Here is a 26,606-nt window from a genome sequence, read left to right as displayed (position 1 = left end):
GCCGTTCCTTTGGGGGCGGCTGTTTTTTTGGAGTTCATTCCGTAAATTGTTGCTCGGCCGTTAAACTGGCCAGTTTGGCCGATAAACATCCTGATTTGGCCGATAAACCTTCATATTTGGCCGATAAATTCAGGCAAGAACATTCTCACTCAAAAAAATCTTTCGGTATTTGATAGATTCTGCTCTTTTTCTCTCCGGAATAGGGAAGATCCATACCAGTCAGCAGCTTTTTTGCAATATTTGAGGAAGATACATGGGTGAATTTTCGAAATTGATGGTTTGTAATAGAGGAATCAATCAGCATGAGGTAATCTTGGAGGGCTCTTACATGTGCTGCCTTATCAGCTGTATGGCAGGCACTGCATTTCCAGCTGCCTCTTACTCGTTTCATAGAGAACCTGCTACAGGCAGGACATTGAATGCCGGTAATAATATCTTTTATATCAATATCATAGTATTTTAGGACATTGTAATTGGCAGGAGTATGTTGTTTTAAAACAGCTCTGCTTATTTTTCTGATTTCTTTAACTGTTAATTTCTCTACCGGATATTTCTCCTTTAGTTTATCTATCCTTTCTCTCAAATGGCCCGCATGCAGCACTTTTTCTAAGGCCAATTTATGATAAGAGGAAGTCTTGATAACAGTGGAAGGATTGCTGATTACAACAAGGTACTCAATGGGTGTGCGAATCTTTCTATCAGCTAGCCATTTTGCAAGTTCCTTTTGCTGTCTTTCGGCTTGTATCAAAGGATCAAGAAACCCTCTTTCATTCTCTTGCTTGCTCTGAATCAGCTGGTTAAATGTGGGGTCAAAATAAATAGTGCCGGAGATGTTCTTAATTTCGAGGATAAGAAGGAAGTTTGAACATAGGAGCAGCACATCGATTTGATAGAAGTCGCCGTTTCCATTGGAAAGCCGTATATCCTTAAGTATCAAGAACCCAGCTAAATCTTTTAAGAAATAATCCACGGCTTCTTCTCCGCGAAAACCAGCCCTCCGCTTGACCAGATCATTTTCAATCAATGCTCTTTTTGAATGTGTTCCTGGCAGCCTCCTCAACAGTACCTCCATACTTCTTATAAAATCAGGAGCCTTTCGTTCTTTTAATATCACAGGCATCATTCCTTTCACAATATAAATTCTCTCAACTGATATAAAAGTCCTTCCAACTAACAGGTCCTGCCAAAATCTTATTGTTTATACAATAAAAATGTGATAAATTAAGAATAATGTGATTGTACGTTTTCAGGAGGTGGCTTCATGCATACATTATTGATTACCCTTTTAGTCATAGTTTCGATTGGCCTTATTGTAGTTGTACTCCTTCAGTCTGGTAAAAGCGCAGGTCTTTCCGGTGCCATTTCAGGGGGAGCTGAGCAGCTTTTTGGAAAGCAAAAAGCACGCGGGATTGATCTGGTTCTTCACCGCATCACAATCGTTCTTTCTGTTTTATTCTTTATCCTTACTGTTTTGGTTTCTTATTTCGCTATATAAATGAATGCAGCGCCTGGCCTTCAGAAGGTCAGGCTTTTATTTTTGCCTCTCTACACCTGCATATGGTTGGCTAATGTCCACATTTTTTACGTAAGAAAGCTTTTTATTGGCATGTTGCCCCGCTGTTTGCTAAAAATAAGGAATGCAGATTCAATCAAACGTTTGATTAATAAAATTATAGGAATTATAAAGGTAAAAGGAGTTTTATCCATGAGAGTTGTTGCGCCAAAACCATTTACATTTGGAAATGGAAAAAGAGCAGTCCTGCTGCTGCATGGTTTCACTGGAAATACAGCAGATGTAAGAATGATGGCAAGATTTCTTGAAACAAAGGGATACACCTGCCATGCCCCGCAGTATAAGGGACATGGAGTTCCGCCAGAAGAGCTTGTTCATACAGGCCCGGAAGACTGGTGGAAAGATGTGATGGAAGGGTACGAATTTCTAAAAAACAAGGGACATAAAGAAATTGCAGTGGCCGGACTTTCCCTTGGCGGCGTATTTTCCCTTAAATTGGGTTACACTGTACCTGTAAAGGGTATTGTTCCGATGTGCGCACCTATGTACATAAAAAGCGAAAAAGTCATGTATGAAGGAATTCTGAGCTACGCAAGAGAATATAAGAGACTTGAAGGAAAGCCGGAAGAACAAATTGAACAGGAAATGGAAGAGTTCCAAAAGACACCGATGAATACATTAAAGGCACTCCAGGAGCTGATCGCGGATGTGCGCAATCATGTGGATATGATTTACTCCCCAACATTTGTTGTACAGGCACGACATGACCATATGATCAACACGGACAGTGCTAATATCATTTTTAATGAAGTGGAGAATGACTTAAAGCAGCTGAAGTGGTACGAAGAATCCGGGCACGTGATTACTCTCGATAAAGAGCGTGACCAGCTGCATGAAGATGTGTATGGGTTTTTAGAAAAGCTTGATTGGGAAGAATAATACCAGAAGAAAAACTCCCCAAGGAGGGATAAAGATATGGAAAATAATATACAACAGCTGATCGAGAAGCTGCTTCATTATATGAAAGATGAAGCGTATAAGCCATTGACGGTTCAGGAGCTTGAAGCTGCGTTTGGAATAGAGGATTCCACTGGCTTCAAAGATTTCGTCAAGGCACTTGTTGTCATGGAGGAAAAAGGGCTTGTCGTCAGGACGAGAAGCAATCGCTACGGCTTGCCGGAAAAAATGAATTTGATCCGCGGCAAGCTTTCCGGCCACGCAAAGGGATTTGCCTTTGTCATTCCGGAAGAGCAGGGAATGGATGATATTTTTATCCCGCCCAATGAAACAAATAATGCCTTAAATGGCGATATCGTTCTTGCGCGTGTGACGACTGAGAGTTCAGGACAGAGGCGGGAAGGTACGATTGTCCGCATCTTAGAACGCGGTGTGACACAAATTGTCGGAACCTATACGGAAAGCAAGCATTTTGGATTTGTTATCCCGGATGATAAAAAGTTTGCCAGTGATATTTTTATCCCCAAATCAGCATCAAAAGGTGCTGTTGAAGGGCACAAGGTCGTTGTAAAACTGACCACTTATCCAGAAGGCAGAAAGAGTGCAGAAGGAGAAGTTATCGACATACTTGGGCATAAAAACGACCCGGGTGTGGATATTCTATCTGTTATTCACAAGCATGGCCTTCCGCTGGAGTTTCCGGATGAGGTGCTTAAGCATGCCGAGGAAACGCCGGATACGATTGATCCAAGCGAACTGGAAAACCGCCGGGATCTTAGAAACGAAGTCATCGTTACCATTGACGGTGCTGATGCGAAAGACCTTGATGACGCGGTAATGGTCCAAAAGCTTGAAAACGGCCATTACAGACTGGGTGTCCATATTGCGGATGTTACTTATTATGTGCGCGAAGACTCACCAATCGACCGGGAGGCGGAAGAGCGGGCAACCTCCGTGTATTTAGTGGACCGGGTAATCCCGATGATACCGCATCGCTTATCAAACGGCATCTGCTCATTGAATCCGAAAGTGGACCGTCTTACTCTTTCTTGTGAGATGGAAATCACACCGGATGGGGAAGTCGTGAATCACGAGATTTTCCAGAGTGTGATTAAAACAACGGAACGGATGACTTATTCAGATGTGAATAAGATTTTAGAAGAGCAGGACGAAGAACTTATCAACAGGTACCAACCGCTTGTGCCGATGTTCGAGTTGATGAAGGAGCTTTCTCTGATTTTACGTAAAAAGAGAATGCATCGCGGAGCCATCGACTTTGATTTTAAAGAGGCAAAAGTCATTGTGGATGAAGAGGGCAATCCGACAGAAGTGGCATTGCGTGAACGCTCGATTGCGGAGCGCCTGATTGAAGAGTTCATGCTCGCAGCCAATGAAACTGTTGCTGAGCACTTCCATTGGATGGATGTACCTTTCATTTACCGTATCCATGAAGACCCGAAGGAAGATAAGCTGAGAAGATTTTTCGAGTTTATCACGAACTTTGGCTATATTGTAAAAGGAACAGCCAATTCCGTTCACCCGCGTGCCCTTCAGGAAATCATTGAAGAGGTTCAGGGAAAGCCGGAAGAAATGGTTGTATCCACAGTGATGCTCCGCTCCATGCAGCAGGCGAAATATTATGAAGAGAGCCTAGGCCATTTCGGGTTATCAACAGAGTTTTACACACACTTCACATCACCGATTCGCCGTTACCCGGACTTAATTGTCCACAGACTAATCCGCACCTATTTAATTGAAGGCAAGCTGGATCAGGCGACAAGGGAAAAGTGGAATGTACAGCTCCCGGATATTGCTGAGCATTCTTCCAATATGGAGCGCCGTGCAGTGGAAGCGGAACGCGAAACAGATGAGCTTAAGAAAGCGGAATATATGGCTGATAAAATTGGCGAAGAATATGATGGAATCATCAGTTCTGTTACGAATTTTGGAATGTTTGTCGAGCTTCCAAACACGATTGAAGGCCTTATTCATGTCAGCTATATGACGGATGATTATTACCGCTATGACGAGCGCCAGATGGCGATGATTGGGGAGCGTACTGGCAATGTGTTCCGCATAGGCGACGAGATCACTGTTCGTGTCGTCAATGTAAATAAAGACGAACGTTCGATTGATTTTGAAATCGTCGGCATGAAGGGAACCCGCAGACGGGAACCACGTGAAGCTCCAAAGGTGTTCAAGACAGGCAGCACCGAGAAAAAGCCGCGCAGAAGTAAGACTGAACAGGGAAAAGGAAACAGTTCAGGCGGCCAGAGAAAGAAAAAAGAGAAAAAGCATTACGAAAATGCGCCAAAAGCAAAGCGTAAGAAAAAGAAGAGGTAAAGAAAATTGGGAGGGCCTAAAAGGCTCTCTCTTTCCCTTCACAGCAGGGCTACTCGTTGAGAGGGGCACGCAATTTTGCTATAATAGAGAGACCGCTATAGAACGGATGCTGCATTTCCTGTTTTCAGGAAAGAGGAGCAAAGGGGGATTCAACATGCCAAAAGGAACTGGCAAAATGGTTGCGCAAAATAAAAAGGCCTATCATGATTATGCTATAGAAGAAACATACGAAGCGGGCATTGTTCTGCAGGGGACGGAAATTAAATCGATCCGTGCGGGCAAGGTGAATCTGAAGGACTCATATGCCAGAATTCAAAACAATGAAATCTATCTTTTCGGCATGCATGTCAGTCCTTATGAGCAAGGAAACCGCTACAATCACGATCCGCTAAGGACAAGAAAGCTTCTTTTGCATAGAAAAGAAATCAGCAAGCTGATTGGCGAGTCAAAGGAAGTCGGCTATTCGATCGTCCCATTAAAAATGTACCTTAAGAATGGCTATGCAAAAGTTTTAATTGGCCTGGCAAGGGGTAAAAAGAAATATGACAAGCGTGAGGATCTGAAGAAGAAAGAAGCCAAGCGTGAAGTAGAGCGTGCTTTCCGCGAAAGGCAGAAAATGTAAATCCAGAACCTTACAATTGAAAAATTAGCTCAGTGTGCTATAATAGTAATTGTCACAGCGAGTGACACAATCTTTAGCTCATCTATTTCGAGCTTATCCGAACGTCAGCGTGCTGAATAAGATTCGACGCAGACCTATTATAATGGGGACGCTACGGATTCGACAGGGATAGTTCGAGCTTAGGTTGCGAGTCGAGGGGATCGGCCTCGTTAAAACGTCAAAGCCAATAACTGGCAAAACTCAAAACAACTTCGCTTTAGCTGCCTAATAGGCCTTTAGCGGTTCGCCCCTCCATCGCCCATGTGGTAGGGTAGCGGACTCACTCTTAGTGGGCTACGCCGGATTCCACCGCCTGAGGATGAAGGAAGAGAACAACCAGGCTAGCTGGCCGGACGCCCGTCGATAGGCATAAGGATCAGCGAATCGCGAATATATCGACTACACTCGTAGAAGCTTAAGTGCCGATATTTCTGGACGAGGGTTCGACTCCCTCCGTCTCCACCAAATACATATTTGGTGGTTTTTTATTTGTTGTAACTTAAACTATATGATTCTTTAAAGAGTTTTTGACAATGTTATGCTTTAAAAGCATTGAATAAAGTTAAGTGTAACTCTATCTTTCGAAACAAAGAGAAGTGCTAATGCATTTCGAGAAGTCACTTTAATTATTGGGGACATTGCAATATGGTGTCCTCTTCCAATCGTAAAAATTTGAAGTTACATTCTTAAAGCCCACAGTAATATTCCGCAGACAAAATCACTGGCTGTTGTGGCTGTATAAATATTTCAACACGCTTTTTAACCCCGCAGCAATTACCTGATACTGTTTTTTCCTTACTTACCTAACGGTGTTTTTCTTCAATAAGATTGGTCTTGCCTTCTTATCTCACTTTTTAATAAATATAAATAAGTTACGGTTGCGTTGATCCAAAAAGGGTTAACGCTCTTTTTTGTCGAACTTGCTATTGATCAAGTTTAAAGGGATACGAAGTAAAATGAAGGAGAGTTAATCTTACGAACTGCAGGTTTAGGCCAAATACGGGGGGAGAAACTTTGAATCAAAAGAATGAACGTATTGGAAGAGTCCAAGAAATCAATAGGTTTCCAGTGAAATCAGTTTTGGGGGAGTCTTTATCCTCTGCCCCAGTTGATAGTCGAGGTATACTCGGAGACCGTTTATGGGCAATTAAAAATGAGGATGGAAAATTTGGCAGTGGAAAGACTACACGGCGCTTTCAGCAGATGGAAGGCTTGTTTAACTTTAAAGCAAAATATGAGCGGGACACCCCCCTTATCACTATGCCCGATGGAACAGAATATCGAGGTGATCAGGAAAGGGTAAACAAGGCACTAAGTGAGCTGTTAGGGTTTCCAGTAACATTGGCAAAGGAAGAGTCAATATCACATTTTGATGAAGGGCCCATAAGTATCATCACAACCTCTGCGTTAAAAATGTTAAGTAAGGATTTAGGGGAAATAGCAGACTCTCGTCGATTTCGGGCAAACCTAGTAATCGAAACAGAAGCAACAGGGTATCTTGAGGATGAATGGGTGGATCAGCTAATTCAAGTAGGAGAAAGTGTTACCCTGAAAATTGTTGCCCCGCTTCAAAGGTGTATTATGGTAAACAATCCTCAAGAGGAACTAAAGCAGGATGCTCGTATATTGAAAACCTTGGCAACTCACCATGCTGCAATGTTTGGGGTTTGGGCAAAAGTTGAACGATGTGGTGAGATAAGAGTTGGGGATGAGGCAATATTACTTAAATAAAATGTGCTGAGTATTTGTTCTGCAAGAATAGTAATTCAATAAAAAATAGATGCCTCGCACCTTTTGCTCCAAGAAATTTAACAGGAGGACATATAAAGTGACCGAAACCAATATGAGGTGGATGACGAGACCAGGATTTTCGCCTTGATAGTGATGATGTTGTTAAAGAAGATTTTTTAAAGGTCTTTTAATCCCTGTTCATATGTTTTATAGTGTTAATGAAGATAAAAAGTAATAGGTGATGGAGTTCACCTTTAACCGCCTTTAGGCTAATGACTCCTGTCAGTTGTGAGGTAGCTGGCAGGAGTCTTTTTATATTGGACAAACTAAGAAAAAAGGGAGGGATAGGGGTGGTTTATTTATTAGTTGGGGCTGCAGGATTTCTTGGAGCCTCTTTGAGGTACTCCATTGGTATTTTCCTCTTTCATGAGAGTGCGGTTTTTCCATTTGCTACTTTGACGGTTAATCTGCTGGGAAGTTTTCTTCTCGCTTGGCTTATGACGGGGATGCTTGTGCGTTTTTCCTTGCCAGTCCATTTAAAAACAGCTCTGGGAACTGGTTTTGTTGGCTCCTTTACGACTTTTTCAACCTTAAGTGTTGAAACGGTAACACTCTTTCTCGATGGAAAGACAGCTCTGGCAGTATTGTATGTTACAGCGAGTGTATTCGGCGGATTATGGATGAGCCGACTAGGATTCCGAGTCACGAAAGGCGAAGAAGCAGAATGAGTATGTTTCATTTTCTGATGGTGGGGATGGGCGGTTTCTTTGGAGCGATATGTCGGCTGTGGGTCAGTCAGGTTATAAATAAAAGGATTGTGTCGAGGTTCCCTGCAGCTACGCTTGTTATTAACTTAATTGGTTCCCTTCTTCTTGGAATCATGGTGGGCTCAGGAATAGAAGGCAGTCTTTTTATGCTGCTCGGCACTGGTTTTATGGGAGCTTTCACTACTTTTTCTACATTTAAGCTGGAAGCAATACAGCTCCATATGGATAAAAGGAAAAAAGAGCTCATTCTTTATAATGTATTGAGCTATGGCGGCGGAATACTCCTGGCTTTGCTGGGTATTGAACTGGGCAAGCTCTTCGGATGAAGAAAGGATTTTCCAATACGTTTTTTAGGGAAATTCGTATGATAACCTGTCTTATAGAATTATGTTATGATAACAAATAGCATCAAGGAGGTTATTCATATGTTCTGGGATACTTACATGAAAGAAGATATATTGGTGGATCTGGGAATATCAATTGGGATTTTCCTGCTGTTTCTCATTTTCCGGAAGCTTTTCACCAAATATGTATTTACACTATTATTAAGGCTTAGCCGAAAAGCGCCAAATGACTTTTTCTCTCATATATTTGTTTCATTTCAAAAGCCGATTCAGTGGTTATTTATCATTATAGGAATCTATGTTTCTGTCGGTTATTTTCCTTACTTAAACCAGCATAATTCCTTATTTTTAGATATTATTAGAGCGTCAGTTATCATCATGATTACCTGGGGCTTGTACAATATGGCAGCTGCATCATCTGCCCTTTTTACCAGTCTAAAGGTTAAGTACAATCTGGAAATTGATGATATTCTCATTCCGTTTATCTCAAAGGCCTTAAGAGTTGTTATTGTGGCAATCAGTATCAGCGTGGTTGCCCAGGAGTTTGATTATGATGTGAATGGCTTTGTAGCGGGGCTTGGATTAGGCGGAGTCGCCATTGCCTTTGCTGCCAAGGATGTACTGGGCAATTTGTTTGGCGGATTTGTCATTATTACGGAAAAGCCGTTCACGATTGGCGATTGGATTATGACGCCAAGTGTGGAGGGAACGGTTGAAGATATTTCTTTTCGAAGCACCAGGGTAAGAACATTTGCCCAGGCTCTGGTTACAGTTCCTAATGCTACTTTAGCAAATGAATCGATTACAAACTGGAGCAAGATGGGGAAAAGGCAAATCAGCTTCAGATTGCGCGTTACTCATGATACAACTAAAGATCAAATGGCGAATGTGGTAGGGCAGATCGAGTATCTGTTAAAAAATCATCCGGATATACATCCGGAAACCATTCTTGTTACCTTTGACGACTACAAAGAAAATGGGCTCGATATTTTCCTTTATTTCTTTACCAAAACGACAAATTGGGGCGAATTCCTGAAAATTAAGGAAGAAATCAATTTTGAGATCATGGACATTCTTGAAAATGAGCGTGTTTATGTCGCTATGCCAAGCAGGAAATTATATTTAGACCCTGAAGGGGAAAATCAGCTGAAAAAAGATTCCAGGGTAAGACAGGAATCGTGATATGAAAAAAAGGCGGAACCATGAGTCCGCCTTTTTATTTTGAAAATAATGAATTCCACTGTTCGGCCTTCGCTAAAGCAAAAGTGTCCTCTTTAACTTCTCCCGGCTTTACTCCGCTTCCAATGATATAGTCAGCAAACTCCATGCCCACAAACTCGAAGATATATTGAAATTGCTGAACAAGGGGAAGTCCTTTTACTTTCGCGCTGCTGCCGCCGGTAATAACAACGTAAGCTTTCTTCTTTGCCAGCTCTTCTTTCAGGTTAAAGCGTTCATCCCTTAGATACTGTGACCAGCGATCAAAGAAATCCTTCATCGGACCGCTCATGCCATACCAGTATAAAGGGGTGGCAAATACAAAAACATCATGTGAAAGCATGTGCTGCACTAATTGTTCATAGTCGTCATCAACCGGTGTAAAGCCCCCATCCGCATGCCTCTGATCCACAATCGGTTCGATTTGCATTTCTGATAATTTTACCAGGGTGTGATCAGTACCTTCTACAATCTTTTTCGCTAAATACTCCGAGTTCCCGTGTTCTCTGGTACTGCCCAGCAAGGCCAATACTTTCATCAAAATCGCCCCTTCGTTACTATCTTCTTTGAATTTTACATAAAAATATTTGGGGAAGCAACGAAAGTAATTTTACATAACATTATTGCTTTATCTGCAGTTGGATTGTTTATGGTGCTTTTTGCAGTTTCGCTCATAAATCGTGGTTTTTCGCCGATAAATTTAAAATTTCGCTCATAAAATTAAAAAATCGCTCATAAATCTCAAATTTCGCTCATAAAATTGAAATTTCGCCCATAAGGCAGGAATCTGATTCCTGCAAGCAGAATGTTTAATTGAATTTTAAAGAAGGAGTCTAAATATGATTGTAAAATCAAAAACAAAGCCATTCCTGCTGCACCAATTGGAGGCACTTTTGAACAGAATTCCCGATAACCATTCAAAAAGGAGATTCATCGAAGAGGATTATGCTAAACAAAAGGCAGGATACAAAGGTGAAAAGTCTCTTGAATATCATTTAAGCTATCTTCCAGAGAAGGATTATTACATTTTCCATGATTTAAGACTCTCTGCTGGTAAACATTACTTTCAAATAGATATCCTCATTCTCACCCCATTTTTCATCTCCATCCTGGAGGTTAAGAATATTTCAGGTTCACTCTATTTTAATCTTGCATTTAACCAGCTGGTTCGTACGATCGAAGATAAAGAGGAGGGATTTCCAGACCCGGTAAAACAGGTAAAAAGACAAGCCTATCACTTAAAAAGCTGGATACAAGAACAAAGATTTCCCGTGCCGCCGATCGAGCCTCTGGTCGTTATAGGCAATGAACGATCGGTCATCAAATTCGATCCCCGCGATAAAAACACCCCTCAATTTGTTATACCTTCCTCAGAAATTCCCAATAAAATTAATTACTTTAAAAACAAATACAAAACTGAAGCTCATTCCACCGGGCAGTTAAAGAAGCTAATCAATAAACTGAAAATCAGTCATACTCCCCTTTTAACAGAGATCCTCCAGCGATATCAAATACGTCCCGCTGAGCTGAAACAAGGGGTCCAATGCCAGAAATGCTCTTCCTTTCCGATGATAAGAATGCATGGGAGATGGATCTGTTCAGCTTGCAAACATCTCTCCAATGATGCACATATTCAATCCCTTCAGGAATACTCTCTTCTAATTAACCAATCAATCTCCAATGCTCAAGCAAAGGAATATTTAGGGATAGAATCAAGAGACTCCGTTAAAAGGCTTCTCCAATCAGTTAGCGGAAAGAAGGCAGGTGAGAAACGTGGAACTAAATATCCCCTTGATTTTTTTATTGACAATCCATGTACCCTCCATTAAAGTTAACTACGTTAATAGTTAAACAGTTGAACAGTTAAACGATAGAATAATTACTCTGTGAGGTGAATATATAAGTGAATGTGCCAAACATTAAGGATTTGGTCGACCGGTATATTGCAGTTTCTTTTTCCGTTGAGAAAAAGGCTGCATCACTTGTGAAAAATCAGATTGGCAGCGATCTGACCAATGACCAGCATTTTACACTGAGGTACATAAATCAGGTGGGATCTTGTACTTCGTCAGAGCTTGCAGAAGTCTTTGACGTGAAAAAGAGCGCGATTACGGCGATGATCACGCGCATGTGGGAAAAAGGGCTGATTCAGCGAACGCGAGATGAAAATGATCGCAGGGTTGTCTATCTGACACTTACCGAAAAAGGGAATGAGTTGTACGTCAAAGCAGAAGAAAAGATTCATAACCTTGTAGAATCGCTGATAAACAGATTTGATCAGGCCGAAATCCAGCAGTTTATTGAAACCTTTGAAAAATTGGATAAAGTACTATCGCAGTCTAACGGGCAGTAAGACTCCCGCTTATAGACTCAGAGCAATCGAAGGAGTATGAGCGGGAGTCAAACTGCCCGTATAGGCCCGAAAGAGGGACAAAGACTAAGAAACGCCACGTCCTGTGGCAACGTCTTTGTGACCCACTTCCTGTGGGCCTCAACTAACAATCAGTGGGGGAGAGAACCCCACTGATTGAAGTTTCACTTTATCAGAAAACAAAGCGGGGGATTAAAGAGTGTATTCAATAATTAAAAGAAAATGGCTTGTCATTGTTGTTTGGATCGCAGTGGTTTCCGGCTTGTTTATGGCAGCGCCGAACATGGCAGAACTCGTCCGTGATAAAGGGCAGATTACTGTGCCTGAAGAATATTCTTCCACACTTGCCGGGGATATCATGCAAGAAGTGCAGAAACAGGAAGGCGGCGGGGATGAGACCCAGGTCGCACTTGTTTTTCATAATGATAAAAAGCTCACAGTAGAAGAAATCAAAGAAGCAGAGAAAGCTATCCGGACGCTTGAAGACAAAAGCGAAGAAATGGGAATTACGGAAATTCTTACCCATTTTAATGAAGAAAGCTTGAAAGAACAGCTTGTTTCAGAAGATGGCAAGTCGATTCTGGCTTCTGTCAATGTAAGCTGGAACGACCGTGAGCCAGCGGAGCTGAGTGAAGAGCTTTATTCAGCTATTGATGATGCAAAGGTAGATCACTATTATACGAGTGAATGGCTGATCAATGAAGACCTCATGAACAGTTCGCAGGAAGGACTGAAAAAGACAGAAGGAATCACAGTCGTCTTTATTCTGGTTGTTCTGCTGCTGGTTTTCCGGTCAGTGGTTGCGCCAATTATCCCTCTGCTGACAGTGGGATTCACCTACCTTGCCTCACAGTCCATTGTGGCATTTTTAGTGGATAGGCTGGATTTCCCGATTTCGAACTATACCCAGATTTTCCTTGTTGCGATTCTGTTTGGGATTGGAACAGATTATTGTATCCTGCTGCTAAGCCGTTTCAAAGAAGAACTTTCCTATAATGAAAGCACATCGGACGCCATTGTGGCAACATACCGCAATGCGGGCCGCACAGTATTTTTCAGCGGCTTGGCTGTTATGATTGGATTTGCTGCAATAGGCTTCTCGCAGTTTATTCTTTATCAGTCAGCAGCTGCTGTTGCCATTGGTGTAGCGATTCTCTTAATTGCTTTATTTACCATTGTGCCTTTCTTTATGGCGGTGCTGGGACAGAAAATTTTCTGGCCTTCGAAAAAGAGTGCCGAGCATGGAGAAAGCAAGTTATGGGGTACGGTTGGCCGTTTCTCACTGGCGCGTCCATTCCTGGCATTGCTTATAGTAGCAGCCGTATGTGTGCCCTTCCTGGTGACATATGACGGAGAACTTTCTTACAACTCCCTTGAGGAAATCGGTGGAGATGTTAATTCCATTAAGGCATTTAATGCCATTGCTGACAGCTTTGGGCCAGGAGAATCCATGCCAACGCAAATCGTCTTGAAAAACGATGAGGAAATGGACTCGGCAGAATATGTTGGCCTGGCTGAAAAAATCAGCCGAGAGGTTGAAAAAGTAGATCTGGTGGATACAGTCCGATCTGTCACAAGACCAACTGGAGAGCCAATCGAAGACTTCTTTGTTGCCAAACAAGCTGAGACTCTTGAAGAAGGCCTCGGAGAAGGTAAGGAAGGATTAAACAAAATTTCAGACGGCTTAAATGAAGCAAGCAGCGAACTGTCCAAATCAGAGCCTGAGCTGCAGAATGCCACAAAAGGCATCAGCGATTTGATCTCCGGTACCAATGAAATCAAGTCCGGCCTTGGTGAGATACAAACAAACCTTGCTAAAATTGAAGATGGTATTCGTCAGGGGTCTGTGGGTTCAGATCAAATTAAAGATGGTTTGGAAAAATCCAAGGCTGGAGTGGAAAAACTCACAGCTAATTATCAAAAACTATTAAATGGTTACCAGGTTACCCAAGAGGGGTTAACCCAGCTGCAAGCTGGATATGCCAAGGTGGGTTCAGGACTTGGTGAAATTAGTGCAGCAAATGATAACTTGTATAAGCATCTTGAGGCAAATTATGACTTAGAAACGGATCGAACCTACCAAACTTACAAACAGGCTATTCAAACGAACCTTGGTGAACTTACAGGGGCTTTAACGGAGTTGAATTCGGGGCTAACTCAGTTAAATAGTGGAATGGCAGAAGCAAATAATGGATTTGGTGTGATTTTAAATGAACAATCAAATCTTTCTGCAGGTCTCCAGCAGCTAATCGACGGAATCGAAGCCCAGCAGGCAGGCCTTAATCAGCTTGCTGACGGCCAGGGGCAAATCGTCGATAATTTTCCGAAGCTGACAAACGGTTTAACTGGAATCAGCGGGGGCCAGGAACAGCTTCTTGCCGGGTTTGGGGATCTTGGAGGACAAATCAGCCAGCTGACAGATGGTCTTGGCCAGAGTGCAGATGGGCTGGAACAGGTATCAGAAGGTCTCGGTTCGGCACAGGATTACCTGGCAGGCTTATCGAATTCGGAAAATATGGATGGTTTCTATCTGCCTCCTGAAGTTCTGGAGGATGAAGAGTTTGCCCAGGTGTTTGATGTCTATTTGTCAGAGGATCGTAAAGTTATGACAATGGATGTGGTGCTTGAAGCAAATCCGTATTCCAACAAAGCCATTAACCAGGTGGATGAGATCAAAGCAGCTGTGGAAAGAGCGACAAAAGGGACTAAGCTTGAAAATGCGGTTGTCGCAGTAGGCGGGATTACAAGTACGAATGCTGATTTGAGCACAATGTCAGATCAGGATTATTCCCGTACAGTTGTATTGATGCTGCTTGGTATTTCGATTATTCTTGTGTTCCTTTTCAGGTCTATCATAATGCCAATCTATTTAATTGGTTCATTAATTTTGACCTATTATACTAGTATGGCAATGAATGAAGCCATTTTTGTAAACCTGCTTGGATATTCGGGAATCAGCTGGGCGGTTCCATTCTTTGCATTTGTTATTCTTGTCGCGCTTGGCGTTGACTACAGCATTTTCTTAATGGATCGCTTTAATGAATATCGTGACCTTTCAATCGCAGATGCAATGCTGTTATCCATGAAAAAGATGGGCACTGTTATTATCTCAGCTGCCGTAATCCTTGGTGGCACATTCGCGGCAATGATGCCGTCTGGAATGCTGTCGCTATTGCAGATCGCGTCCATCGTTCTGGTCGGGTTGATGCTTTATGCACTTGTGGTGCTGCCGCTATTTATTCCGGTTATGGTCAAGAACTTCGGCCAGGCAAACTGGTGGCCGTTTAAAAGAAGTGCAAATTAATTTAAGTCGAGACTGTCTTTAAGGCAGTCTCTTTTTGATGGGAGAAAGTGTTTATTTCAAAAAGAAACATAAAGCCCCAATCATTACTCAATTGGGGCTTCTCCAAAATCTTATGGATTTGTCGACCACATGCCTGCTGTTTTCACAAACACCCGGGGGTTCAATTTCAGCTGTGCTACCATGAATTCTGCGAGGTCTTCCGGCTGCATAACCTTTTCCGGGTTGCCGTCTGTCAGGTTTGTTTCAATCGCAAGGTCAGTGGCAACCGTGCTTGGAGTCAATGCGCTAACTCGAATATTATGCTTTCGAACCTCAAGCATCAGGGACTCTGTTAAGCCTAAAACGGCAAATTTTGATGCGCTGTATGCACTAGTGACAGGTGCGCCTTTTTGGCCGGCTGTGGATGCAATGTTGATAATGTCTCCGGACTTCTGTTCGATCATTTCAGGAAGAACGGCTCTTGTAACATTATAAACACCCATCAAGTTGACCTGGATGATGCTTTCCCACTCATCGGGAGATAGCTCCAGGAACCCTCCAAACTTGGCAATTCCGGCATTGTTAATCAGGATATCCACAGAGCCAAGATCTGACTTAATATGCTCGACTGCATGAGTAACGGCTTCAAGGTCGGCTACATCGGCTGCTGCAGCAGATACATTCACATCGTACTGGCTAAGTTCATCAGCCATTTTTTCAAGATTTTCAATCGTGCGGCCAAGTAAACCAATATTGACGCCTTCTTTCGCGAGCGCGATAGCTGCTGCACGTCCGATCCCTCTGCCTGCTCCTGTGATTAGAGCTGTTTTGCCTTTTAATGTATGCATCGTTTTTCCTCCTCTAAAAAAATCATTCATATACTACCAGAAAGGCTGTAAATTTCCTAATAAATCGCTTGAGCAGTCGAGACATTTGAGGAAGCTATATCCATTGTGATAAGATCATCTTCAATAAAAGGGGGAGTTCTAATGAAGCTCAGTGTTTTGGATCAATCTGTCGTGGCAAAAGGGGATACTGCAGCTGAAACTTTTCGTAAAACAGTCAAGCTCGCCCAAGAGGCAGAAGAGCTTGGCTACACTCGTTTTTGGGTGGCTGAGCATCATAATTCTAATGGAATGGCTGGCTCCTCACCGGAAATTCTTATCTCCCATATTGCATCAAGCACCAGCCGAATTAAGGTCGGTTCAGGCGGAATCCTTCTGCCGCAATACAGCCCTTATAAAATTGCCGAAAATTTTAATGTGCTCCAAACTCTATTTCCAGGACGAATAGATTTGGGCATTGGGAGGTCTCCCGGAGGATCCGCAACCACCCGGCTTGCCCTGACAGATGGAGTAAGGAAAAGTCTGAATGAGTTTCCGAGACAGCTTAGGGATTTGCAGGGGTTTTTGAACAAAGAGCTTCCGGAAGGCCATCCTTATCAGCAATTAAAAGCTTTTCCACAGGCTGAAGATCCTGCACTATTGTGGCTTCTTGGAATCACGCATCGCGGAGCAAGACTGGCAGCGGAACATGGAGCTGCTTTTACGTATGGCCACTTTATTACTCCTGCCAACGGAAAGAGAGCAATGGATACATATTTCAGCCAATTCCAGCCTTCAGCAGCATTGGCTGAGCCGAAAGCTAATGTGTGTATTTTTGTTGTATGCGCTGAGACACAGGAAGAGGCCGAGAAGCTGGCTTTGAGCCAGGATATGTGGCTTTTGGCAGTTGAAAAAGGGAGAGATACGAGATTAATCCCAAGCATAGAAGCTGAAGGTATCCAGCTCACACATGCGGAAAAAGAAAAAATTACTGAAAACCGAAAGCGGATGTTAGTTGGTACCCCAGCAAAAATAAAAGAAGAATTGCAGCTGCTCAGCGAAGTCTACGGAACAGATGAGTTTATGGTCATCACCAATATTCATGACTTTCAAGGCAAGCTGAATTCGTATACCCTGCTGGCTGAAGCTTTCGGCTTAAGTTGAGAATTTGTAATCCCCAATTAATCCACCGATTGAGGATTATTTTCCTTTTTGAGCTTCCCACTATCTCCAAATGTGCATAACTAATTCATTGATTTTTTCAATTTTTCAGAAGTATCCACAATTAAAGGGGTTTTTTGTTCGATTCATCCACACTAAGTGGATAATCCAAGGAGACAATAGAGTTATCCACATAGGTGATCATGATCGAGACAAAAAGTTATCCACATACACCCGCGTTTTTTATTTATCCACATAAGTGATTGCCTGTCTTCCTATCTGTTCCCATCCGGCAATGAACTTGTCCTTTTGGTATTGGGTATTTTTCTCCTTAAGCGGATCATTTGCATAGATATGATCTTCATCATAGCCTGTGACTAATACAGCATGCATTCGGTAGGTTATTTTGACCGGGCCATCTTTTGTTTCCCAGGTTTCCCATTCTGAATCAGGCAATACGTCGTAAGTGCTGGTGATTATCACCCAGACTGGTCTCCCGTCATCAAGCTGCTCGATTACTTTGTCAAACCCGCTGCCTGTCAGGTCTTCAATTTTTCCGGGCAAATAGCTTTCCGCCAGTTCTGCAACGGGTTCATGGTAGGCGCCGAGTCCAGGTTTATCCAATGTCTGCATATTGCCAACAATGCCTTTATGAATATTTCCCCGATAGCCATCTTTTTCGAAAGGAACACGGTTTATTTTTTCGGCTAATTGCATTTTATCGGTATCTTCTCCTGCATGATTCAGGAGCATGGCAAGACTGGTTACTTCACATCCTCTTTCAAGCTCGGGCTTTTGCGAATAATGAGGGGCATCAATTAACACTTTGCCGTCTTCCTGTTCTGCGTATTCGGTTTCACTTTCCTGGCCGGTAATCCAGGAAGGTGAAGAGCAGCCTGACAGCAGAATGGATGCCAGTAACATAGCTCTCTTCAAGACTCACACTCCTTTGTGAAAATTTCGCTTGTCAAAATAATGGGTATAAGACTATTTCCCCATAGTGTCCAGCCTTAATCCTCATTCAGCATCAAAAAAAGCCCGGTTTCCCGGACTTCGATGCAGAAGTTAATTAATCTCGGCTTTCCCGCTGGATACAGAGATACGGATGTCATGTTCTCCTGATCCATGCCTGCCGGAAATATCATTTTTATCGCGTTTCTCATCATCCAATTCGAAATTGCTGCTGATATGGCCGCTGCTTGCTTTGCCTTTTAAGGTGAAGTCAGCATCATCAGGCAAATCAAGGCGGACATAGCCTGAACTTGCTTCCACTTTAATAGAGTCAATCAGTTTGCCGACCATTATATCCAGCTGTCCAGACGATACCCCGGCATCAAGCTTGCCCTGGTAGTTGCGGATCTTCACTTTGCCTGAACTCATATCTATTTCTCCAGTACGGGTAATGATATGATCTGCTTCCATCATCCCTGATGATCCTTCATGCTCAAATTCATCAGTCTTAATGTTGGCAAGGCTGACTTTGCCGGAGCTCATATTAACATCCAGACTCTCAAGCCCGAAAGGCTTGCTTTCAGATTCACCGGCAAAATTCAGACGGCCAGAACCAATGTCAATTGACAAGGACTTATTGAAATCTTCAGGAATGTAAATCTTCAGATTGCTTTTATTATTGAAAAACTGAAAGCCGTCCAGCCACTTTCTTTTGTATTCTACACGAACTTCGTTTCCCGCCTTATTTACGGTCACTTTCCCTTTTCCGTCAAGCTCTGCTCTAACATCATTCCTCTTTTCAGGAATAATGACTGTATCGGAACTTGATACATCTATGCTGATAGTATCTGTCCTCTTGCTGAGAGAAGCTTCGGTACTGCTTTCTCCAAAACTAAGCCAGCTGTTTACACCAGTAAAGAGCAAATAGGAACAGACTAAAATGATAAAAATGGCGAAAATCCTTTTCACTATGAACCCCTGCTTTCCTTCATAAATTTCTTATTTATATTTTAAGGTAATCCCAATTCATGCACATTGAGCCCCAGCTTTAATTTCAGCTAAGACTTGAGGCGTACGGAATATAGTATAACGCTTTTTTGTCCGGCGGGAATGTGCAAACTTGAATATATACAGAGCAGCAGAAGTTCTAGAGAGAGGCTCTGCATATATTAACTGTCTAAAAAGAATTCTCTTTTCACTGCTAATATCTTATTATAAAAGGAAAAAACAGGAGAATCTATGAAAACCACAACTGTCAATGGAAAAACAATTAATGCCGGTATGCCTGAGCTATGCGATAAAAAAAGGGCTGAGGCTGAGCTGAAAAAGATTAAATCGGATATTAAGATTGTACAGATCTCAAAGGATTACGAGACTGCTGCAAAAGAATTAATACTGAAAGGATTCCAGGAACGCTTTGGGTTTATTGACCATTCGTTAAATCCTGATTTGAATTGCCTTACAGACACGTATAACGCTGAAGGTGCCCTTTTTCTGGCAGGTTTGATTGAAAATGAACTGGTGTGTACGGGTGCAATTACCAATGAAGGCAAAGGGGAATGCAGGCTGCAGCGAATGTCTGTAAAAAAGGAATTCCGGGGTCAGGGCATTGCCGGAATGATGGTACGGCAACTGGAGGATCGCGCCAAAGCAGCCGGTTATAGAAAGGTTGTTCTCGAAACAAATATGGCCTGGGATAGTGCAGTGAACCTCTACAAACGCTACGGATATAAGGAGTATAAAACGGAAGATGAGATGATTCATCTATCTAAAGAAATTTAGCGGATTTGCCTAATGGCAAGTCCGATTTTTTTAAAAAAGCATGCATATGAAGTGCGATGTTACATAATATATGTTATAATGTATTTATGTTACATTAAAAAATCGATAAAGACAGTGTAAGCAGTAAAAGATAATCTTATGTTGGAAACAAAGCCGGCGATTCACTGTCACTTCACTTCTTTTCTTAAATACTAATATCAGCTCTGCACCATACTAAAGGGTTGTCATGAGCTGCTGTCATCATCTCTCCAGGCACTACACTGGTTAAACTCAATTCCGCCTTTTTTTCTTACAAAACACAAGTCATTCTTCACTATTGAAAGACGTTTTTTACAACCTATATCCTTTGATTAAATCTTAATAAAGAAGGTGATCGTATTGGCTGAATTTATTTGGCACACAGATGCACTCATCCTATTGGCTGCTATTCTTTTTATTATTGGTGTTATGACAACTAAATTTTCTGCAAGGCTTGGCGTGCCTGCTCTTGTTCTCTTTATCGCAGTCGGGATGGGATTGGGGCAATTCATTTATTTTGATAATGCGAGAATTGCGCAGATGATTGGGGTTTTGGCCTTTATCATTATTTTGTTTGAAGGAGGACTGCAGACGAACTGGAAAACAGCTCGGACAGTCATTGCACCTTCCTTATCATTGGCAACCTTAGGTGTTGTGATTACCACCGGGCTTGTTGCCGTGGCGGCAAAGTTTATTCTCGGGGTAGATTGGCCTGTGGCGGTGCTTTTTGGTGCGATTGTCGGTTCGACTGATGCAGCTGCCGTTTTTGCTGTATTAAAAGGGCAAAATATAAAGCCCAGGATTTCCGCAACACTGGAAGCCGAGTCTGGCTCCAATGATCCCATGGCAGTGTTCCTGACAGTTGCCATGATTGAGCTGATCATGACTCCCGGCTCCGGCATTTTCTCACTTGTTAGTTCCTTCTTTATCCAAATGGGAGTGGGAGCTATAGCCGGTCTCTTGTTTGGCAAATTCGCAATATGGTCATTGAATAAAATTAACTTGGATTCAAGCGGGCTTTATCCTGTGTTTGCAACTGGATTTGCCATGCTGACATATGGAATAACTGCTTATCTGGGAGGCAGCGGTCTTCTTGCTGTATATGTGGCGGGTATTATGATAGGGAACGCAGACATTGCCTATCGCCACTCTGTTTTCCGTTTTACGGAAGGTTTTGCCTGGATGATGCAAATTGCGATGTTCGTTATTTTAGGTCTTCTGGTCTTTCCGAATGAACTTTTCCAATCTGATATTTTGCTAAAAGGCCTGGCTCTTTCAGCACTTCTCATATTTGTTGCCAGACCTGCTGCTGTGTTTCTAACCACCATTAAGATGGGTTTTTCGATGAAAGAACTGGTCTTCTTATCTTGGGCAGGATTAAAAGGAGCTGTGCCAATCGTTCTGGCCACTTTCCCGCTGTTATCCGGTGTGGAAGGAAGTCACGAAATTTTCAATGTTGTCTTTTTCGTTGTCCTGACCAGCGCTCTTATCCAGGGATCAACGATTACATTGTTAGCCGAAAAGCTCGGTCTGACCGGGCCAGAGAAGGCTACTCCCATGCATTCCCTGGAATTGGTTTCCCTTGGAAAAGCAGATGCTGAAATGATTGAATTCGAAATAGAAGAAGATGCCTTCATTATCGGGCAAAATCTGATGGAGATCCCTTTTCCTGAAGGCGCACTCGTCAATGCAATCATACGTAAAGATGAGTTAATTACTCCAACAGGCAACACCCAAATTGAGCAGGGAGATTTTCTTTACATCCTTACTAAGAGAAAATATAAAAGAGAGCTCAAGCTGCTGCTGAAAAAGAAAAAAACAGCTGAAACTTTGGTAGAAGCAGAAGCGTAGTCAAATAAGGAACCAGTGTGGAGGAGATCTGCACTGGTTTTTTTGCAATTTCGCGGATAAAGCAAGTAAAATCGCGGATAAAATCAAAATTTCGCGGTTATCTTCAATTTTTCGCGGAAAAATTTTTTGTGCAGCTACTAATGTCCAAAGTGTTGGACATCCTGCCATCTGAAATGCTACCATAAAAACAGTTTCGGCCCAAAAGGTGATAGTATGAAAAATAAAATAAAGGAAATACGAAAAAAGCTGGGAATAACGCAGAAAAGGCTTGCTCAAGAATGCAGTGTGGCCAGGCAGACAATCAATTGCATAGAAAATAATAAATATGATCCCACACTGGAGCTCGCTTTTAAAATTTCTAAAACATTAAAAGTAAAGGTAGATGAATTGTTTATTTATGAGTAAATTTAATGCTGATACGATCATTACTATGAAAGATATTGTGCGGGAAGGGGATCCCATCCTGCGAGAGGTAACAAAAGAAGTCACAGTGCCTTTAACTGAAGAAGATCGCGGAACGCTGATTGCGATGATGCAGTATTTGAAGAACAGTCAGGATCCTGCATTTGCAAAGAAATACGGCTTGCGTCCGGGCATTGGGCTATCTGCCAACCAAATTGGCCTTAACAAACGCATGTTTACCGCCTATTTTACCAATGGAAAAGCTGAGCCTCAGGAGTATTTCGTAATTAATCCGAAAATCATCAGCCACTCTGTCGGTGTCATTTTCCTGCCGGAGGGTGAGGGCTGCCTGTCTGTAGACCGTGACGTAAAAGGGTATGTGCCCCGTTATGAGCGCATTAAGGTAAAAGCCCATAATCTTGATGGCGAAGAAGTGACACTCCGGTTCAAGGGTATCCCGGCTATCATTATGCAGCATGAAATCGACCATCTGAACGGAATAATGTTTTATGATCGAATTGATAAAAATGATCCATTCAGAGTTCCGGAAAACTCGGTTATGGAGAACTTTTAGAAGCATAGACCATGGGTTTATGCTTTTTGTTTTATGGGAACAGGATGTGGTAAATATTTATTAACCACTTTTAACAAACTATAACAAAAGGAGGATTAGGCAAATGGATGATAAAACTGCTGAAACCAATATCAAGCTTAATGAAAAGCTGGAGGATCAGACTGTTCACTCCCAAATTAACAGCAAGACAGAAACAGAGGATGCTAATCTAAAATTGCAAGAAGCTATGAATAATCGTGATGAGAAACAAAACATGGCTCCAACCTATCTTTATAACAACACGCCAGCCATTAAAATTTCAGGCGATGACGAATAGAAAACCGGCTTCGACAAGGAAGCCGGTTTTCTCTTAATCCAAATCAGTCTTATCCTTTTGATCTTTATTCCTCTTATTGCCCTTGCTGTTATCTCCGCTGTTGGCTGATTGATTTCCTCTTGGTGAATTTTGATTTTTGCTGCCTTTATTGAACTTTTTTGTCATGATGATTCTCCTTTCTTAAAAATGCTTCCTTATTTTTTCTAAATCGCTCCTTTTTTATCCGGACCTGCCTTCATCTTTCCTTTTTAAAAGGCATATACATTTAAAAGGATTATGATGGGGGGATCTTTAATGAATGAAATAGGATTGACGCCTTGGGAGGAGCATGCCTTTTGGCTGGAGATTCTTGAAGACCATGCGATTTTTGTCAGGGACCATCTTTCTTCAACAGAAAGCAGGTACGTAAAAAGAGCGGATGAATACAGACAAGCCTTCCGTAATCTTAGGAATAGGCTTAATCAGTTATCTCCGTCTGCAGAAGCGAACTCACAGGAGGCAATCGCCATGGCCATGGAGATATGGCCAATTGCAAACGGCTATTTTCAATTTGAAGGAAAGCTTCAGAATCTGAGAATCAATAATTTTATCAATCTAAATCTTTCGCCAACTTATTTTAACGGCACATTAAGTGAAAATCAGGAATATTTGCGTCTGCTGTCCTATTATGCAAAAGGACTCACACCGCCACAGCAATCCCTTTTTGATTTGCTGGATTTGTGGCTGGAGGATCAGCTGGGACACATCATTCTTCTGAGAAATTCAATCGATCCAATTGAGGTATTTGTAGATGAACAGGCAGAAATTTATACCCGGATTTTTCAGGGTTTTATGGTGCAGAATCGACATATGAAAGGATATCTCCGGTTTACGCAGCCAGGGTTTCCGCGCCAGCAGGAAATGGCCCGGGATGTAGGGCTGGCTGTGATTGAAATGAATGAATACATTAAGGGAATAGTCCAGAAATACGCCGGCAAAAGGATTCTCAATAAAACAACCCTGAGATTTCTCGAACATCATTTCCCTGAAGCCTGCTATTTAATTAAAAAGCTCAGCTACTATGCTCCTGAACTGGCGGAAGAAGCTTCTAAATGTTCTTTGAAAAAACCATCTTATTCTTAGTATCCTAAAGCCTTCTTTTTAGAAAGAGGGTTTTTTTCTTTGGCCTCCTATAAACTAAGCACTTTAGGAAAAGATAAAATAAAATCATTTCTCAAACAGGAGGCAAACACATGAAAAATACTTTTTTTAGTGCTGTTCTAATCTGTTTAGTTTTAATCATTTCAGGGTGCGGAACGAATAAAGCAAACCCGGACAATCAGGATCAGCCTGCGTCAGAAGAGCAGGGGCAGGATTTATGGGCAAAAGTGCAGGATGAGGGAAAGCTGTTAATAGGAACGGAAGGCACTTATCCGCCATTCACGTTCCATGACGATAAAGGTGAGCTTACCGGTTTTGATGTGGAAATCTCAAAGGAAGTGGCCAAAAGGCTTGGTGTGAAGCCGGAATTTCTGGAAACACAATGGGATGCCATGTTCGCCGGATTGGATTCAAAACGATTTGATATGATCGCAAACCAGGTGGGGATTCGCCCTGATCGCCAGGAGAAATACGATTTTTCGGATCCTTATATTTCTTCTGCAGCTGTTTTGATTACACATGAATCCAATAATTCAGTTTCAAGCTTTGAAGACATAGAGGGTTTGAAAGCCGCACAGTCCATGACAAGCAATTATGCTGATCTGGCAAAGTCTTATGGGGCAGAAATTGTAGGAGTAGACGGATTTAACCAGGCGATTGAGCTGATTAATTCAAAGCGTGCAGATGTTACACTCAACGATAATTTGTCTTTTTTGGATTTTAAAAAACATAAGCCTGATGCTCCAGTCAAAATCGCAGATGAATCCGAAGATGCTTCTCAAAGCGGCCTAATGTTCAGAATGGGAAGCGATACATTGGTTGATGAAGTCAATAAAGCATTGACCGAAATGATGGAAGATGGCACTTACTTGAAAATTTCAGAAAAATGGTTTGGCGAAGATGTACTTAAGTAGTATTTTTACCAACCCGGAAAGGATCGAAAGACTTATAGAAATTGGTAAGAATTCATTCCAGCCATTGCTGGAGGGTGCCATTGTTTATACCATCCCATTAACACTGATTTCATTTATATGCGGGCTGGCATTGGCAATATTTACGGCACTTGCCCGCATTTCGGGAAATAAGGCACTGGAGACGATAGCCAGAATTTATGTATCAGCAATAAGGGGCACGCCGCTTCTTGTGCAGCTGTTCATCATTTTTTACGGGCTTCCGACGGTTGGTGTCATTATAGATCCTTTCCCTTCAGCGATCATAGGATTTTCGCTGAATGTAGGGGCGTATGCCTCTGAAATTATCCGGGCTGCCATCCTTTCGATCCCAAAAGGACAATGGGAAGCGGGATATTCCATAGGCATGTCTTATTCGCAGACGCTTAAGAGGATTATCCTTCCGCAGGCATCCAGAGTATCGATACCGCCGCTATCCAATTCATTCATCAGTCTTGTAAAAGATACCTCTCTGGCTTCCATGATTCTGGTTACAGAGATGTTCCGAAGAGCACAGGAAATAGCCGCAACTAATTATGAATTTTTGCTTCTATATACGCAGGCTGCCTTCATATATTGGGTGATTTGCTTTATGCTCTCAATCGTGCAGGGAAGGCTTGAACGCCGTCTGGACCGATATATTTCTTCATGAAAAGAGGCAGTGCTATTAATGATTAATATTAAGGATTTGCATAAGCAATTTGATCAGCTGAAAGTACTGAAAGGAATTAATTTGGAAGTGAAGAAAGGAAAAGTGGTTGTAGTGATTGGGCCATCCGGCTCCGGAAAAACGACCTTGCTGCGGTGCTTAAATGTACTGGAGCAGCCTACTTCAGGCCTGCTTGCCATTGGCGATCAAGTCCTCGACTTTTCTCAGCAGGTCTTGAAAAGGCAAATACCTCCCTTCAGGCGCCTTACGGGAATGGTTTTTCAGAACTATAACTTATTTCCTCATATGACTGCACTCGAAAATGTCATGGAGGGGCCGGTTACAGTGAAAGGCGAATCAAAGGAAACGGCAAAGGAAAAGGGGGAAATGCTTTTAAGAAAAGTTGGTTTAGCGGATAAAACTGCCTATTATCCTTTTCAGCTTTCAGGCGGCCAGCAGCAGCGGGTAGGGATTGCACGGGCTCTTGCAATGGAGCCAAAGGTTATGCTATTTGATGAGCCTACTTCGGCACTGGACCCTGAACTAGTTGGAGAAGTGCTGAAGGTGATGAAGGATCTGGCCGCTGAAGGTATGACAATGGTGGCCGTTACTCATGAGATGAGATTTGCCAGGGAAGCAGCGGATGAAGTCATTTTCATGGACGGCGGTATTGTCGTGGAACGCGGCAAACCTGAACAGATATTCTCCAGTCCAAAAGAAGTGCGCACTAGCCAGTTCCTGAATTTAATTCAATAAACAGACCTCTGCAGACAGGCAGAGGTCAATTTTTATCAAAAAAA

Annotated in this window: 27 protein-coding genes, 1 other RNA gene and 1 riboswitch; of the genes, 22 read left to right on the top strand and 6 right to left on the bottom strand. The window is 42.4% G+C overall.

Annotated features, from left to right (window positions below; genetic code table 11):
* Positions 1-145: 145 nt before the first annotated feature.
* Positions 146-1,060: a nuclease-related domain-containing protein gene (locus IRB79_RS25180; protein WP_243505877.1), complete on the bottom strand. Its 915-nt coding sequence runs from the start codon at positions 1,058-1,060 to the stop codon at positions 146-148.
* 201 nt (positions 1,061-1,261) lie between these two features.
* Between IRB79_RS25180 and secG the strand changes: the two genes are divergently transcribed.
* From secG to IRB79_RS25135, 9 genes are all read left to right on the top strand, one after another.
* Entirely contained in the window at positions 1,262-1,495 is a 234-nt protein-coding gene (gene secG / locus IRB79_RS25175; RefSeq protein ID WP_243505876.1) for a preprotein translocase subunit SecG, read from the top strand.
* Positions 1,496-1,705: 210 nt separating this feature from the next.
* A complete protein-coding gene (locus tag IRB79_RS25170) occupies positions 1,706-2,452 on the top strand; it encodes an alpha/beta hydrolase (protein WP_243505875.1) in 747 nt (248 codons plus the stop codon).
* A gap of 36 nt (positions 2,453-2,488) precedes the next feature.
* Positions 2,489-4,813 carry a ribonuclease R gene (gene rnr / locus IRB79_RS25165; protein ID WP_243505874.1) on the top strand — a complete coding sequence of 775 codons (2,325 nt, stop codon included), beginning with the start codon at positions 2,489-2,491 and terminating at the stop codon, positions 4,811-4,813.
* A gap of 154 nt (positions 4,814-4,967) precedes the next feature.
* On the top strand, positions 4,968-5,435 hold the full coding sequence (gene smpB / locus IRB79_RS25160; RefSeq protein ID WP_009331807.1) for an SsrA-binding protein SmpB: 468 nt from the start codon (positions 4,968-4,970) through the stop codon (positions 5,433-5,435).
* Positions 5,436-5,579: 144 nt separating this feature from the next.
* Positions 5,580-5,939: a transfer-messenger RNA gene (ssrA, locus tag IRB79_RS25155) on the top strand.
* Between the two features lie 549 nt (positions 5,940-6,488).
* Entirely contained in the window at positions 6,489-7,205 is a 717-nt protein-coding gene (locus IRB79_RS25150; RefSeq protein WP_217026100.1) for an MOSC domain-containing protein, read from the top strand.
* A gap of 228 nt (positions 7,206-7,433) precedes the next feature.
* Positions 7,434-7,494: riboswitch (Fluoride riboswitch) on the top strand.
* A gap of 28 nt (positions 7,495-7,522) precedes the next feature.
* The gene (locus IRB79_RS25145) at positions 7,523-7,933 is read left to right on the top strand and encodes a fluoride efflux transporter FluC (protein WP_243505873.1); all 411 of its coding nucleotides are present in this window, start codon (positions 7,523-7,525) and stop codon (positions 7,931-7,933) included.
* On the top strand, positions 7,930-8,298 hold the full coding sequence (crcB, locus tag IRB79_RS25140) for a fluoride efflux transporter CrcB (RefSeq protein WP_019383291.1): 369 nt from the start codon (positions 7,930-7,932) through the stop codon (positions 8,296-8,298). The genes IRB79_RS25145 and crcB overlap by 4 nt, the downstream gene beginning before the upstream one ends.
* 99 nt (positions 8,299-8,397) lie before the next feature.
* Positions 8,398-9,498 carry a mechanosensitive ion channel family protein gene (locus tag IRB79_RS25135; protein WP_243505872.1) on the top strand — a complete coding sequence of 367 codons (1,101 nt, stop codon included), beginning with the start codon at positions 8,398-8,400 and terminating at the stop codon, positions 9,496-9,498.
* A 34-nt stretch (positions 9,499-9,532) separates the two neighbouring features.
* Here IRB79_RS25135 and IRB79_RS25130 read toward each other — a convergent pair whose 3' ends face one another.
* Positions 9,533-10,072 carry a flavodoxin family protein gene (locus tag IRB79_RS25130; protein WP_243505871.1) on the bottom strand — a complete coding sequence of 180 codons (540 nt, stop codon included), beginning with the start codon at positions 10,070-10,072 and terminating at the stop codon, positions 9,533-9,535.
* A 301-nt stretch (positions 10,073-10,373) separates the two neighbouring features.
* Between IRB79_RS25130 and IRB79_RS25125 the strand changes: the two genes are divergently transcribed.
* The 3 genes from IRB79_RS25125 to IRB79_RS25115 all read left to right on the top strand — a co-directional run bounded on the left by IRB79_RS25125 (position 10,374) and on the right by IRB79_RS25115 (position 15,209).
* Entirely contained in the window at positions 10,374-11,363 is a 990-nt protein-coding gene (locus IRB79_RS25125) for a nuclease-related domain-containing protein (RefSeq protein WP_243505870.1), read from the top strand.
* Positions 11,364-11,437: 74 nt separating this feature from the next.
* Positions 11,438-11,887 (top strand): MarR family winged helix-turn-helix transcriptional regulator, encoded by a 450-nt coding sequence (locus IRB79_RS25120; RefSeq protein ID WP_009331792.1) that lies wholly within the window; start codon positions 11,438-11,440, stop codon positions 11,885-11,887.
* Between the two features lie 217 nt (positions 11,888-12,104).
* On the top strand, positions 12,105-15,209 hold the full coding sequence (locus IRB79_RS25115; protein ID WP_243505869.1) for an MMPL family transporter: 3,105 nt from the start codon (positions 12,105-12,107) through the stop codon (positions 15,207-15,209).
* A gap of 110 nt (positions 15,210-15,319) precedes the next feature.
* Here the strand turns inward: IRB79_RS25115 and IRB79_RS25110 are convergent, their stop codons facing one another.
* Complete coding sequence (locus IRB79_RS25110; protein WP_009331790.1) at positions 15,320-16,036, bottom strand: 3-ketoacyl-ACP reductase; 717 nt, start codon at positions 16,034-16,036, stop codon at positions 15,320-15,322.
* Positions 16,037-16,177: 141 nt separating this feature from the next.
* Here IRB79_RS25110 and IRB79_RS25105 point away from each other — a divergent pair, with 141 nt between their 5' ends.
* A complete protein-coding gene (locus IRB79_RS25105) occupies positions 16,178-17,176 on the top strand; it encodes an LLM class flavin-dependent oxidoreductase (protein ID WP_243505868.1) in 999 nt (332 codons plus the stop codon).
* A 240-nt stretch (positions 17,177-17,416) separates the two neighbouring features.
* Here IRB79_RS25105 and IRB79_RS25100 read toward each other — a convergent pair whose 3' ends face one another.
* On the bottom strand, positions 17,417-18,109 hold the full coding sequence (locus IRB79_RS25100; protein ID WP_243505867.1) for a C39 family peptidase: 693 nt from the start codon (positions 18,107-18,109) through the stop codon (positions 17,417-17,419).
* A 129-nt stretch (positions 18,110-18,238) separates the two neighbouring features.
* Positions 18,239-19,093: a LiaG family protein gene (liaG, locus tag IRB79_RS25095; protein WP_243505866.1), complete on the bottom strand. Its 855-nt coding sequence runs from the start codon at positions 19,091-19,093 to the stop codon at positions 18,239-18,241.
* Between the two features lie 270 nt (positions 19,094-19,363).
* Between liaG and IRB79_RS25090 the strand changes: the two genes are divergently transcribed.
* From IRB79_RS25090 to IRB79_RS25070, 5 genes are all read left to right on the top strand, one after another.
* Positions 19,364-19,906 (top strand): GNAT family N-acetyltransferase, encoded by a 543-nt coding sequence (locus IRB79_RS25090; RefSeq protein WP_243505865.1) that lies wholly within the window; start codon positions 19,364-19,366, stop codon positions 19,904-19,906.
* Between the two features lie 378 nt (positions 19,907-20,284).
* Positions 20,285-21,775, top strand: coding sequence for a potassium/proton antiporter (locus IRB79_RS25085; RefSeq protein ID WP_243505864.1), 1,491 nt, complete (start codon positions 20,285-20,287; stop codon positions 21,773-21,775).
* Positions 21,776-21,988: 213 nt separating this feature from the next.
* Positions 21,989-22,180 carry a helix-turn-helix transcriptional regulator gene (locus tag IRB79_RS25080; RefSeq protein WP_009331775.1) on the top strand — a complete coding sequence of 64 codons (192 nt, stop codon included), beginning with the start codon at positions 21,989-21,991 and terminating at the stop codon, positions 22,178-22,180.
* Positions 22,173-22,751 carry a peptide deformylase gene (def, locus tag IRB79_RS25075; RefSeq protein WP_243505863.1) on the top strand — a complete coding sequence of 193 codons (579 nt, stop codon included), beginning with the start codon at positions 22,173-22,175 and terminating at the stop codon, positions 22,749-22,751. The genes IRB79_RS25080 and def overlap by 8 nt, the downstream gene beginning before the upstream one ends.
* Before the next feature lie 103 nt (positions 22,752-22,854).
* Complete coding sequence (locus IRB79_RS25070; protein ID WP_221879487.1) at positions 22,855-23,067, top strand: hypothetical protein; 213 nt, start codon at positions 22,855-22,857, stop codon at positions 23,065-23,067.
* Between the two features lie 33 nt (positions 23,068-23,100).
* On the opposite strand, the gene IRB79_RS28095 is transcribed toward IRB79_RS25070, so the two are convergent.
* Positions 23,101-23,232 (bottom strand): hypothetical protein, encoded by a 132-nt coding sequence (locus tag IRB79_RS28095; RefSeq protein WP_279401040.1) that lies wholly within the window; start codon positions 23,230-23,232, stop codon positions 23,101-23,103.
* 129 nt (positions 23,233-23,361) lie between these two features.
* Between IRB79_RS28095 and IRB79_RS25065 the strand changes: the two genes are divergently transcribed.
* From IRB79_RS25065 to IRB79_RS25050, 4 genes are all read left to right on the top strand, one after another.
* The gene (locus IRB79_RS25065; protein ID WP_243505862.1) at positions 23,362-24,189 is read left to right on the top strand and encodes a DUF2935 domain-containing protein; all 828 of its coding nucleotides are present in this window, start codon (positions 23,362-23,364) and stop codon (positions 24,187-24,189) included.
* Between the two features lie 110 nt (positions 24,190-24,299).
* Positions 24,300-25,121, top strand: a complete 822-nt coding sequence (locus IRB79_RS25060; RefSeq protein WP_243505861.1) for an amino acid ABC transporter substrate-binding protein — start codon at positions 24,300-24,302, stop codon at positions 25,119-25,121.
* Positions 25,108-25,809, top strand: a complete 702-nt coding sequence (locus IRB79_RS25055) for an amino acid ABC transporter permease (RefSeq protein ID WP_243505860.1) — start codon at positions 25,108-25,110, stop codon at positions 25,807-25,809. Before IRB79_RS25060 ends, IRB79_RS25055 begins: the two co-directional genes overlap by 14 nt.
* Positions 25,810-25,827: 18 nt before the next feature.
* On the top strand, positions 25,828-26,562 hold the full coding sequence (locus IRB79_RS25050; RefSeq protein ID WP_243505859.1) for an amino acid ABC transporter ATP-binding protein: 735 nt from the start codon (positions 25,828-25,830) through the stop codon (positions 26,560-26,562).
* Positions 26,563-26,606: the final 44 nt, after the last annotated feature.

It is taken from the genome of Cytobacillus oceanisediminis (assembly GCF_022811925.1).
In the GTDB taxonomy this organism is placed as follows: domain Bacteria; phylum Bacillota; class Bacilli; order Bacillales; family Cytobacillaceae; genus Cytobacillus; species Cytobacillus oceanisediminis_D.
The sequence above is the reverse complement of the archived record's forward strand: the minus strand, read 5'-3'. Positions and strand labels throughout refer to the sequence as shown.

Bases quoted from the DNA above. Each gene is read 5' to 3' on its own strand.
- secG (WP_243505876.1), top strand. From the start codon at position 1,262: ATGCATACATTATTGATTACCCTTTTAGTCATAGTTTCGATTGGCCTT.
- IRB79_RS25170 (WP_243505875.1), top strand. From the start codon at position 1,706: ATGAGAGTTGTTGCGCCAAAACCATTTACATTTGGAAATGGAAAAAGA.
- rnr (WP_243505874.1), top strand. From the start codon at position 2,489: ATGGAAAATAATATACAACAGCTGATCGAGAAGCTGCTTCATTATATG.
- smpB (WP_009331807.1), top strand. From the start codon at position 4,968: ATGCCAAAAGGAACTGGCAAAATGGTTGCGCAAAATAAAAAGGCCTAT.
- crcB (WP_019383291.1), top strand. From the start codon at position 7,930: ATGAGTATGTTTCATTTTCTGATGGTGGGGATGGGCGGTTTCTTTGGA.
- IRB79_RS25135 (WP_243505872.1), top strand. From the start codon at position 8,398: ATGTTCTGGGATACTTACATGAAAGAAGATATATTGGTGGATCTGGGA.
- IRB79_RS25130 (WP_243505871.1), bottom strand. From the start codon at position 10,072: ATGAAAGTATTGGCCTTGCTGGGCAGTACCAGAGAACACGGGAACTCG.
- IRB79_RS25125 (WP_243505870.1), top strand. From the start codon at position 10,374: ATGATTGTAAAATCAAAAACAAAGCCATTCCTGCTGCACCAATTGGAG.
- IRB79_RS25110 (WP_009331790.1), bottom strand. From the start codon at position 16,036: ATGCATACATTAAAAGGCAAAACAGCTCTAATCACAGGAGCAGGCAGA.
- IRB79_RS25105 (WP_243505868.1), top strand. From the start codon at position 16,178: ATGAAGCTCAGTGTTTTGGATCAATCTGTCGTGGCAAAAGGGGATACT.
- IRB79_RS25090 (WP_243505865.1), top strand. From the start codon at position 19,364: ATGAAAACCACAACTGTCAATGGAAAAACAATTAATGCCGGTATGCCT.
- IRB79_RS25080 (WP_009331775.1), top strand. From the start codon at position 21,989: ATGAAAAATAAAATAAAGGAAATACGAAAAAAGCTGGGAATAACGCAG.
- def (WP_243505863.1), top strand. From the start codon at position 22,173: ATGAGTAAATTTAATGCTGATACGATCATTACTATGAAAGATATTGTG.
- IRB79_RS25070 (WP_221879487.1), top strand. From the start codon at position 22,855: ATGGATGATAAAACTGCTGAAACCAATATCAAGCTTAATGAAAAGCTG.
- IRB79_RS28095 (WP_279401040.1), bottom strand. From the start codon at position 23,232: ATGACAAAAAAGTTCAATAAAGGCAGCAAAAATCAAAATTCACCAAGA.
- IRB79_RS25065 (WP_243505862.1), top strand. From the start codon at position 23,362: ATGAATGAAATAGGATTGACGCCTTGGGAGGAGCATGCCTTTTGGCTG.
- IRB79_RS25060 (WP_243505861.1), top strand. From the start codon at position 24,300: ATGAAAAATACTTTTTTTAGTGCTGTTCTAATCTGTTTAGTTTTAATC.
- IRB79_RS25055 (WP_243505860.1), top strand. From the start codon at position 25,108: ATGTACTTAAGTAGTATTTTTACCAACCCGGAAAGGATCGAAAGACTT.
- IRB79_RS25050 (WP_243505859.1), top strand. From the start codon at position 25,828: ATGATTAATATTAAGGATTTGCATAAGCAATTTGATCAGCTGAAAGTA.